The sequence below is a fragment of the Rhizobacter sp. P5_C2 genome (assembly GCF_054049715.1).
The window spans coordinates 1-10,254 of sequence record NZ_JBFULV010000162.1; the positions used below are offsets into that span (position 1 = coordinate 1).

At 66.1% G+C, this 10,254-nt stretch carries 11 protein-coding genes; 5 read left to right on the plus strand and 6 right to left on the minus strand.

The features are described from left to right. From ACXJLU_RS31420 to ACXJLU_RS31440, 5 genes are all read left to right on the plus strand, one after another. Nucleotides 1-1,617: RHS repeat domain-containing protein (locus tag ACXJLU_RS31420; protein ID WP_457337682.1), on the plus strand; the 1,617-nt coding region annotated here is incomplete at its 5' end. Between the two features lie 5 nt (nt 1,618-1,622). Then, entirely contained in the window at nt 1,623-2,027 is a 405-nt protein-coding gene (locus ACXJLU_RS31425; protein WP_457337683.1) for a DUF6258 family protein, read from the plus strand. Then, the gene (locus ACXJLU_RS31430) at nt 2,024-2,260 is read left to right on the plus strand and encodes a hypothetical protein (RefSeq protein WP_457337684.1); all 237 of its coding nucleotides are present in this window, start codon (nt 2,024-2,026) and stop codon (nt 2,258-2,260) included. The genes ACXJLU_RS31425 and ACXJLU_RS31430 overlap by 4 nt, the downstream gene beginning before the upstream one ends. A 127-nt stretch (nt 2,261-2,387) precedes the next feature. Next, complete coding sequence (locus ACXJLU_RS31435) at nt 2,388-2,594, plus strand: hypothetical protein (protein WP_457337685.1); 207 nt, start codon at nt 2,388-2,390, stop codon at nt 2,592-2,594. Nucleotides 2,595-2,652: 58 nt separating this feature from the next. Then, nucleotides 2,653-3,009: a hypothetical protein gene (locus ACXJLU_RS31440; protein WP_457337686.1), complete on the plus strand. Its 357-nt coding sequence runs from the start codon at nt 2,653-2,655 to the stop codon at nt 3,007-3,009. Nucleotides 3,010-3,070: 61 nt separating this feature from the next. Here ACXJLU_RS31440 and ACXJLU_RS31445 read toward each other — a convergent pair whose 3' ends face one another. The 6 genes from ACXJLU_RS31445 to malG form a co-directional block, all read right to left on the minus strand. Beyond that, nucleotides 3,071-3,406 (minus strand): hypothetical protein, encoded by a 336-nt coding sequence (locus tag ACXJLU_RS31445; protein WP_457337687.1) that lies wholly within the window; start codon nt 3,404-3,406, stop codon nt 3,071-3,073. 4 nt (nt 3,407-3,410) lie between these two features. Then, a complete protein-coding gene (locus ACXJLU_RS31450; RefSeq protein WP_457337688.1) occupies nt 3,411-4,955 on the minus strand; it encodes a catalase in 1,545 nt (514 codons plus the stop codon). Nucleotides 4,956-5,069: 114 nt separating this feature from the next. Then, nucleotides 5,070-6,002 (minus strand): LysR substrate-binding domain-containing protein, encoded by a 933-nt coding sequence (locus ACXJLU_RS31455; RefSeq protein WP_457337689.1) that lies wholly within the window; start codon nt 6,000-6,002, stop codon nt 5,070-5,072. Nucleotides 6,003-6,129: 127 nt separating this feature from the next. Then, nucleotides 6,130-7,989, minus strand: a complete 1,860-nt coding sequence (gene glk / locus ACXJLU_RS31460; protein WP_457337690.1) for a glucokinase — start codon at nt 7,987-7,989, stop codon at nt 6,130-6,132. Continuing rightward, entirely contained in the window at nt 7,986-9,737 is a 1,752-nt protein-coding gene (locus ACXJLU_RS31465; RefSeq protein ID WP_457337691.1) for an alpha-amylase family glycosyl hydrolase, read from the minus strand. The genes glk and ACXJLU_RS31465 overlap by 4 nt, the downstream gene beginning before the upstream one ends. Then, nucleotides 9,734-10,254, minus strand: a 521-nt coding sequence (malG, locus tag ACXJLU_RS31470) for a maltose ABC transporter permease MalG (RefSeq protein ID WP_457337692.1), incomplete at its 5' end; no start/stop codon positions are given. The genes malG and ACXJLU_RS31465, both read right to left, overlap by 4 nt.

Consider the following 10,254-nt stretch of genomic DNA (forward strand, 5'->3'; position numbering starts at 1 on the left):
CCGAACGCAGTCTCGGTGGTGCAGGGCACAGTGGCCGGGCTRACGAACCCCGGGTTCAACTACGAGGTCAACGGCAACCTGAAGACCGGCCTGGGCCGCAGCTACACCTGGACGTCCTACGACATGCCGTCGAGCATCGACAAGCTCGATGGTGCGAACCCGGTGCAGCGCACGGCGTTTCTGTACGGCCCGGATCACGCACGGACGCGGCAGACGATCAGCCCAGTGAATGCTGGTGTAGCGGGTTCCCCGACCGCGACGATCTGGTACGGCGGCGCGGTCGAGAAGGAGGTCGACAGCGCGGCCAACACGACGACGATCCGCACGATGCTGCCGGCGCAGCTCGGCTTCATCGAGGAGAAGTTCAGCGGCACGGCGATCGCGGCGACGGCGGACACCACCCGCAACCTGCGCTATTTCCTGACCGATCACCTCGGCTCCACGCTCGCGGAGGTGGACCAGACCCAGTCAGTGCTGCAGCGCATGAGCTACGACGCCTGGGGACGCCGGCGCAATGCGGACGGCAGCGACGACACCGGCCCGCAGTGGGGCAGCCTCAAAAACACGCAGGACCACAGCGGCTACACCGGGCATGAGCACCTGGATCAGCTCGGACTCGTGAACATGAACGCGCGGATGTACGACCCGCTGCTGGGGCGCCACACGAGCGCGGACCCGACCGTGCCGGATCCGGCGAATGCGCAGGCGTTCAATCGGTACAGCTATGTGATGAACAACGCGTTGGCGTTCACCGACCCATCGGGGTTGGATCCGATACAGATCAACACCACCAGCGACAGCATCTGCGGGAAGCGGCCTAGCTGCGCTGTTTACGTTGCGCCGGACAACGGCCAAGCGGCGCAGTCGAACGGTAGCGAAACGGGTGTCGCTGTCAATGATGGGGGTACCGCAAAAACTCCGGCCCCGAAGGAGCCGTCGGCAACGAACGCGGGAAATTCGGGGACGCCAACGCAGTCCCAGCAACAGCAGCCGACAGACCTGGGGCCTGCGATCCAGAAGATCAACCGGCAGTTCACGGATGCCATGGCGGCCGGTGACGCTGCAAAGATGCAGGAGCTGTACCACCAGTACGTCGAATTGAAGGCCAACGACCCCAGCTCCGGACCGAACATCGTACGGATGGGCGTTGCTGTCATGCATGCACAAGGCCTCCAGGGAAACTACGATCTTTCCACGCTTGCGCCGATGGCGAGTGCGGCGCTCGGTAGCGGCATGATTGGGGGTGGCATGCCGGGACCGAAGGGTGGGAGCACCGTAGCAGGGGGTGTAGGCAAGTTGCCCGGCCCCGCCACGGACAAGGCCGGAAACCAGATCGGGCGAATCATCGTGGACTCCAAGGGCAACGCAATGATCGAACCGAATGGCGGTAGGACGGTTGCAGCTGGTAAGGGTGGTGTCGATACCCACACGCTGTATCCTAACGGTTCGAACTACCAGCGGCTGAATCCGCAGGGGCACACTAACGACCCGACGCCACACGGCCACGGGCATGCGCTTGGCACGGGTCCCGGGATGAAAGGTCAAGGGCCGTCTCTCGACATTAACGGAAGTGTTGTTCCCTGGAATAGCTCAGCCGCTCATTGGCCTATCAAGTGATCACTATGGAAATTGTTGATTTTTTGAAAACCATCTACGTTGGCGATCGCGGCTGTAAGTCGGTGTTGATCGATGGCTGGAACTCTGAAGTCAAAGTTCAGGTGACGTGCATCTCTCGCGTTCGATCAACTGCATGGGATTACTACACGGCTGAAGATTTGCCAGATGGTTTCATCGTTTTCGAGGGGGTGGAAAGTGTGCTCTTCGAACCAAGCGGTGCGCTTCCCAACGACGCCATCAATGACATCAGAGCAGAGCCGCTCGCAGGAGAGCAAGCGAAATACTTGATCGTTATGAGCGTGGATGCTGTTGATTTAATCGGTGATCGCACAGAAGTTGAAATCCGAATTCGCGCGAATTCAATGGCGTTAGAGGATCACAGCAAGCCAGGGCACAGGATCACGCGATGAAGGCAATGCCCGACTCGCGCGGGGCATGTTTGAACATGGACGGTCTCATTGAACTTGTCTTCGAGAGGGTTCCCGACAAAGCGCTTCGCGGGTTGGTGTATGACTTGTTGCAGGGGGCGGAGGTCCTTGAAGTCACCCATAGCGGATTGGGGAGTTTCGACCTGGGAGAGATTGAGCAACAGCTAGGGGCACTTCTCATGCTGGGGACAGAGTCTGGAATCAGCACGCACTGAAGGGCGACTTGGCGGGGAAGTCTGCAATCGATCTTGGTGGTAGCGGCAAAGGTCGAGGTGCTGAACGGGTCATTTTTGGTACGACCGAGAACGAGCTCATCATTCACGACATTGTTGACTACCACAAATGAACTCAATGACTTGGGAATATCGAGTAATGGTTCGCAATGATGAGCTCGCGATCTACGAGGTTTACTACTATGAAGACGGAGGGATCAGGGGGTACAGCTCCAACCCCGCGTTCCCTGCAGGCGGCACATTGGTGGAATTGACGGCCAATTTGGAGTTGTACGCGGCGGCTCTCGCCAAGCCGGTGCTGTCCTATCGCGACTGACAATTCAAAAAGCCCAGAGGGCGCGGTGCATGTATGAACCCGTGGAGGGTCTCAAGCCATGAAATATAAAAGCCACGAACTGCTTGCGTTTATTGATGCGACCGTGGATAGAGATGCTTATGAAAAAGCATCTCTCCTTCTGCAGCATGACCGATCGAGCATTGACGAAAGCAGCCCATCCGAGGGAACCGTCGGCAATACATTGCCTACACTGAAAGCCAGGCATGAAAACTCGCTTCGGAGTGGCAAAAGAATCTACGGCCTTGTTGCTCTCATTCGTGCTCTCGAAGAACTTCCATGGGACACCAAAATACTTGGGTACGGAGTCGCTGCACCGGGTGTGGCAGGTGCGGTGTACCTTCTTGAGTCATCCATGAAAGGCTTGGGGGTCATGCTTGTGGATCTCTCGCAATGACCGTTTTCAAGGTGCGCTGATTCAAGCCCACGGCACCGCCATCGTGCCGCGCCGTCGCTGATCACTTCCAGCGTTCAGCGGCATGATCGCCGCCCCGGCAGCCGACTGCGCGTTCTGGATCGACTTCGCCACCAGAAGTTGCTGACCTCGCCGGCGGCATACAGCCCCGGCAGGCCCGGACGGCGCCATGCCGGTCCACCTCGATGTAGCCGTTGTCCAGCGCCAGCCGCAGCCCACGAGGGATGCTGGCCTCGAAGCCGAACTGCACGCCGAGCACGTCGAACGGCTGCTCGTTCACCGTCATCGCCTGCGCATCGGCATGGAACGGCCCCGCGTGCACAGCCTCCGCTGACACCTGCCACTGCAGGATCTGCTGCGCCCGCGGCATCCGGGCCACGGGTCTACTCCTGGATGCTCGCCGCCAGCTGCTGCACCCGCCCCACATCCGCCTTCACCGCCTTCGCGATCTCGCTGCCGTAGCCGCTGTCGGCCTTGTAGAAGTGCGACAGCATCGCGTACTTCACCGCGTCGTTGTCGACCCGGCCCAGGTCGCCGGCCAGGTTGGCGATCAGGCTCGCCTGCTCCTTCTTCGACAGCGAGCGCCAGAATTCGCCGGCCTGCCGGAAGTTCAGCGTCTTCGCGATGCGTGCCTGCTGCGTGCCGCCGGCCAGCGGCAGGCTGCTCGACTTGTACGCCGCATCGGCCGGCAGCGGCCTCAGCCGCGACGGTTCGTAGTTGACGAGCCCCGTGCGCGACCCGGCATTCGCATTGCCATCCTGGTTGTTGTCCGCCACCGCCACCTTCGGCGCATTGATCGGCAACTGCTGCACGTTGGTGCCGACGCGATGGAACTGCGTGTCGTTGTAGCTGAACAGCCGCCCCTGCAGCAGCCGGTCTTCCGACGCCTCGATGCCCGGCACCAGGTTGCCCGGCGCGAACGCGCTCTGCTCGGTCTCCTGGAAGATGTTGGCCGGGTTGCGGTTCAGCGTCATCGTGCCGACCTTCGTTTCCGGCACGCCGGTCCACACCTTGGTCGCGTCCAGCGCGTTGAAGTCGAAGCCGTCGAGCTGCTCGGGCTTCAGCAACTGCACGTACAGGTCCCACTTCGGAAAGTTGCCGCTGGTGATCGCGTTGATCAGGTCCTCGCTCGCATGGTTGAAGTTGCGGCCCTGCAGCGCCGCGGCCTCGGCGCCGCTCAGGTTCTTCTCGCCCTGCAGCGTCTTCCAGTGGAATTTCACGTAGGTGAACTGGCCCTGCGCATTGACGAACTTGTACGCATGCACGCTGTTGCCGTCCATGTTCCGGTAGCTGGCCGGCGTGCCGAGATCGGAGTAGAGCCGCGTCAGCATGTGCGTCGATTCGGGCTGCTGCGAGAAGAAGTCGAAGAAGCGGTTCGGGTCCTGCACATTCGTGTCGGGGCTCGGCTTCAGGCTGTGCACCATGTCCGGGAACTTGATCGCATCGCGGATGAAGAACACCGGCAGGTTGTTGCCGACCAGGTCCCAGTTGCCGTCGCTGCCGTAGAACTTGGTCGCGAAGCCGCGCGGGTCGCGCAGCGTCTCGGGCGAATGGTTGCCGTGGATCACGGTCGAGAAGCGCACGAACACCGGCGTGCGCGTGCCGGCGACGAACACCTTCATGCGGGTGACGGCCGACAGGTCGGCGCTCGCGACGAACTCGCCGTGCGCGCCGGTGCCGCGCGCGTGCACCACGCGCTCGGGGATGCGCTCGCGGTCGAAGCGCTGCAGCTTCTGGATCAGCTGCACGTCCTGCAGCAGCACCGGGCCACCGGGGCCGGCGGTCTGCGAGTTCTGGTTGTCGCCGACCGGCGCGCCGTTGTCTCGGGTCAGCGTCGGCGCCGAGGTCTGCGCGTGTGCGGTCATTGCGGCCATCGTGGCCACCGCCAGCAGCACCGGCAGCGCGTTGCAACGAAGAAGCTTGTTCATGTTCTGCTCCACTGAAGTAGGGGTGTGGAGCTTATGAAGCGCGCCGCGCCGCGGGAAGTTGAGAACCTCAGCCGGCCCGATTCACGCCGTCAATCGCGCTCGGCCCTGCACGGCTCAGGCGGCCGTGGCCAGCGTGCGGCGCAGCGGCCTCACGCCTTCCGGCAAGGCGTCGCCCAGTGCATTCGCCAGCAGTTGCAGATCGGCCGCGCGCTGGTGGCCCGCGCGCCAGACCATGCCGATGCGCCGCGACTGGCCCTGCGCCAGCGGGCGCACCACCAGCCCGCTGTCGCCGCGGCGCCGGACCGACAGGGCCGGCATCAGCGTGCAGCCCATGCCGGCCGCCACCAGCTGCCGCAGGGTCTCCAGGCTGCTGGCGCGGAAGTCGCACCCGTCGTCCTGCGTCGATTCATGCTGGCCGCAGGCTTCCAGGGCATGGCCACGCAGGCAGTGGCCGTCGGTGAGCAGCAGCAGCTTCAGCTCGGCCAGCACGTGCAGCGGCACGGCATCGTGCGCGGCGATGTCGTGGTGCGGCGGCGCCGCCACGAAGAAGGGCTCGTCGAACAGCGCCTGCTCGACGAAGGCGGGCTGCGGCAGCGGGCCCGGCAGCGCGACGATGGCCACGTCGAGCAACTGGTCGGCCAGCTTGTCGGCCAGGTGGCGCGTCATCTCCTCGTGCACCACCAGCCGCAGCTTCGGATAACGCGCGCGCACCAGCGGCAGCAGCCACGGCAGGTAGTAGGGCGCGAGCGTGGGGATCAGCCCGATGTTGAGCGCGCCCTGTAGCGGGCCGCTGCGCAGGTTCTTCAGTTCGAGGATCTGGTCGGCCTCGGCCAGCAGGCGGCGAGCCCGCTCGACCACCAGCTCGCCGATCGGCGTCAGCGACGGCTGCTTGCCGCTGCGGTCGAGCAGCGCAAGCCCGAGGTAGTCCTCCAGCTTGCGCAGCTGGGTGCTGAGGGTCGGCTGGGTCACGTGGCAGGCCTCGGCCGCATGCCCGAAATGGCGGTGCTCGGCGAGCGCCACCAGGTAGCGCAGTTCGCGCAGTGTCATCGTTGTCTCCCTTGTGCCGGCGAGTATTGCCAGCAGCGCCGGGAGCGGCGATTTCTTTTGTGATGCGGGGTGATTGGCAATTTGAATCGCGATGGCTTGACTTCGCGCCGATCAGCGCCCGGCGGCGTCACTCCACGTGCGAGATCAGCACCCCCGGCGCCGGCTGCTGCTGGCCGTCGGCGGTGCCGGCCTCGCTGCCGACGCTGGCCGCCGGCAGCCGCCGCACCGCGACGCCGACCGACATCATGTCGACCACCAGCAGGTGCAGGATGCGCGAGATCATCGAGACGAAGGTGCTCGCGTCCTCGCTGTGCTCGACCGGGATGCACACCGTCGACTTGCGCGCGAGCGGCGACTGGCTCGCGGTGATCGCGATCACCTTCGCGCCGCGGTCCAGCGCGAGGCCGGCCGCCCGCGACAGCTCCGGCGGCTGGCCGGAGCTGGAGATGAACACCGCGACGTCGCTCGGCCCGAGCAGCTCGGCGGCCATCGAATGCATCGACGGATCGGTGTGCGCGACCGACGAGATCCGGAAGCGGAACAGCTTGTGCTGCGCATCCAGCGCGACGATCGCCGAGTTGCCCATCGCATAGAACTCGACGCGCCGCGCCTCACGCAGCAGCGAGATCGCGCGGTCGACCGCATCGACGTTCAGCGCCTCGCGGAACTGCACGATGGCCGAGATCGTGTTGTCGAGCACCTTGGCGCACAGGTCGGCGGTGCCGTCCTGGCGCCGCACCTGCGTGCGCTGCACCGGCAGCGTGCCGGTCAGCCCGGAACCGAGCTTCAGCTTGAAGTCCGCCAGCCCCTGGAAGCCGAGCGAGCGGCAGAAGCGGATCACCGTCGGCTGGCTCACCTCGGCGCCTTGCGCGATCAGCGCGATCGGGTCGTTCAGCGCGGTGCGCGGGTTGTCGAGCACGAAGTTCGCGACACGCCGCTCGGCCGGCGACAGCGTCGTCACCGACGCCCGCACGCGCTCGAGCAGCGGGTGGCTGCCGTCGGCGTCCGGCACGTGGTCGGACAGCAGTGTCGAGATGCCCTGGAACACCAGGTTCTCGGCCGTCAGCACGTAGGTCGGGATGCGGGTCACGTAGTCGCTCATGCGACCCTTGGCCTCGAAGCGCTCGCGGAAGATGGCCCGCGCGAAGAGCGGCCCGAGCCGCGGCACGATGCCGCCGCCGACGTACATGCCACCGGTGGCACCGAGCGTCAGCGCGACGTCGGAGGCCATCGAGCCCAGCATGCCGCTGAACACCTCCAGCGTCTCGAGGCAGGCGGCATCGTGCTGCTGCGCGCGCTGCACGATCTCGGCGGTCGACAGCTCGCGGTCCGATGCCTGCGCCTGGTGCAGCGCCTGGTGGATCAGCTCGATGCCCGGCCCCGAGATCAGCCGCTCGGCCGACACCCGCGACATGCTCTTCCACGCATGTTGCAGCACCCGCATCTCGCGCTCGTCGCTGGGCGCGAAGTTCACATGGCCGCCTTCGGTGGCCAGCGTGGTCCAGCGGTCGCCGGACGGGATCAGGCCCGACACGCCGAGCCCGGTGCCCGGCCCGAGCAGGCCGATCACGCCGTTGGCCTGCGGCGCGCCGCCCCCGACCTGCACGCGGCCTTGCGGGCCGACACCCGGCAGCGCCATCGCGAGCGCGGTGAAGTTGTTGACGACCAGCAGCGTCGACAGCTTCAGCTGCTGCTGCACCTCCTTGATGGAGAACGCCCAGTCGCGGTTCGTCATGCGCACCTGGTCGCCCTGGATCGGGTTGGCGATCGACACCGCGCCGTGGCGGGGCTTGAGTTCGGGCAGCGTCGCGAGGTAGGCCTGGATCACCTCGGTGATGCCGGCGTGCTCGCTGCACGGCAGCACCGCCACGTGCTCGAACCGCCCCGGCGACGGCTCGATGCAGAAGCGCGCGTAGGTCGCACCGATGTCGGCCAGCAAGCGCAGGTCGTTGAAGGGCGTCGAACGGTTGCTGAGGTCGATGGTCATGGAGGGGACAGCAGGGGAAGGGCGGGGGCAGGGGTGGCGGCCAGCGTGGCCGCGGGCGCCCGCTCGAGAAGGACGTAGCGGGAGGCGGTGAGGGTGACCCGGCCGTCGACGACTTCGACGCGCTGGCCGCTGTACGCGTCGCGCAGCGCCTCGCCGTTGCCGAAGCTGCCGCCGAGCGGCAGCGTGACGGTGCCGTCCACCGCCATCGCGACCACCACCGCATCGCCGGTCGCGGCATCGACGCGGCTGAACACATAGGGGCTGGCCGACAACTGGCGATGCACGCCGCGTGCCAGCGCGACATGCCGGGCGCGGAAGCTGCCGAGGCGGCGCCAGTGCGCGAGCTGCGCGGTGTCGGGCGTGGCCCAGTTCATGTCCGAGCGGGTGGCCTGCTGCGGATCGGAGGCCGGCGCCGGGCCGGGCGGGCGGGCGGTCTCGTCGCCGTAAAAGACCTGCACCGCGCCGGGCGCGAGCATCAGCGCGGCGCCGGCCTGCGCCAGGCGGCTGCGGTCGAACAGCCGCGTGTCGTGCGACGAGACGTAGCTCAGCGCGTTGTAGCCCGGCCGGCCCGACAGCAGCGACGCGTAGCGGCTGTACAGCGCGTCGGGCTGCGCGAACTGCGGCGCCTGGTCCTGGAATTCGAAGTTGATCAGCGCGTCGAAGCCGCTGTCGATCAACGGGCTGCGCTCCGGGCCTTGGCCCCAGTACTCGCCGACCATCCAGAACGGCTGGTCGTCGATCCTGTCGGCCGGGTGGCGCGCCTTCCAGTCGGCGAGGGCCGTGGTGGCCGAGCGTTTCAGCGCGGCCCAGGCGGCGGGCTCGACATGCTTGACGGTGTCGGCGCGGAAGCCGTCGATGCCGTACTCGCGCACCCAGTCGCTGAGCCAGGTCACGAGGTAGTCGCGCACCGTCGCGTCGGGCAGGTCGCGGGCGCGCGTGCCGGGCTTGGCGCGCAGGAAGGTCGGCAGCTTGACCCGCTCGGTGCTTTCGGTGCGGAAATCCGGCAGCCAGGCGAGCTGCATCGTCAGGTCGTCGCGGCCGCCGTCGAGGTAGCCCGGCAGCCCGGCCCGCACCCACGAGCGGCCCCACCAGTCGGCGAAGTTGAAGCTGTTGTAGTCGATGAAGCCGTGGTAGTCGCGCAGCGTCGCGCGCTCGCTGCCGGGCCACAGCAGCTTCAGGTTCAGCTCGCGGGCGGTCTGCAGGTCGAGGTAGCCGGGGTGGTTCATCACCACGTCGAACAGGATGCGGATGCCCTGGCGGTGCGCGGTGGCGACCATCTCGCGCAGCTCGTCGGGCGTGCCCATGGCCTGGTCGAGCACGGTGTAGTCGAGCGCGTAGTAGCCATGGTAGGCGTAGTGCTTGAAGGCCTTGTCGCCGCCGACCACCCAGCCGTGGATCTGCTCGTAGGGCGCAGTGATCCAGATCGCGTTGACGCCGAGTTCGCGGAACCAGCCTTCGTTCAGCTTGTCGGTGATGCCTTTCAGGTCGCCGCCGTGGAAGGTGGCGATGTCGTCGGCCGGGTTGCTTTCGCGCTGCCGGCCATAGGCGTGGTCGTTGGCCGGGTTGCCGTTGGCGAAGCGGTCGGTGATGGCGAAGTAGACGATCGGGTTGTCGGCGAAGGCGCCGGGGACGGAGATCGGACCGCTGATGGGTGGCGGGGCAGGGGGCGTGGGCGCGGGGGCGGGGGTCGTGCAGGCGGCCAGCAGGCTCAACAACAGGGGCAACAGCAGGGCGACGACGGACCTCATCCCTTGATCCCCCCGGCGGTGAGCCCAGAGATCATCCATTTCTGCGCCAGGATGAACACGACCGTGATCGGCAGTCCCGACAGGATCGCCGCCGCCGCAAAGTCGCCCCACAGGTATTTCTGGTCGTACAGGAACAGCTTGGACCCGACCGCCAGCGTCAGCTTGGCCTCTTCATGCAGCAGGATCGACGCGACCGGGTACTCGATGATCGCGCCGATGAAGGCGAGCAGGAACACCACCATCAGGATCGGCACCGCCATCGGCAGCAGCACCAGCCGGAAGGCCTGCCACGGTGTCGCACCATCGACCTTGGCCGCCTCCTCGATCTCCACCGGGATCGTGTCGTAGTAGCCCTTGATCGTCCACACGTGCAGCGCGATGCCGCCGGAGTACGCGAGCAGCAGCGAGGCATGGCTGTCGATGCCGAAGAACGGGAACACGCTGCCGATGCGGTCGAAGATCGCGAAGATCGCCACCAGCGCGAGCACCGCCGGGAACATCTGCATCAGCATCAGCC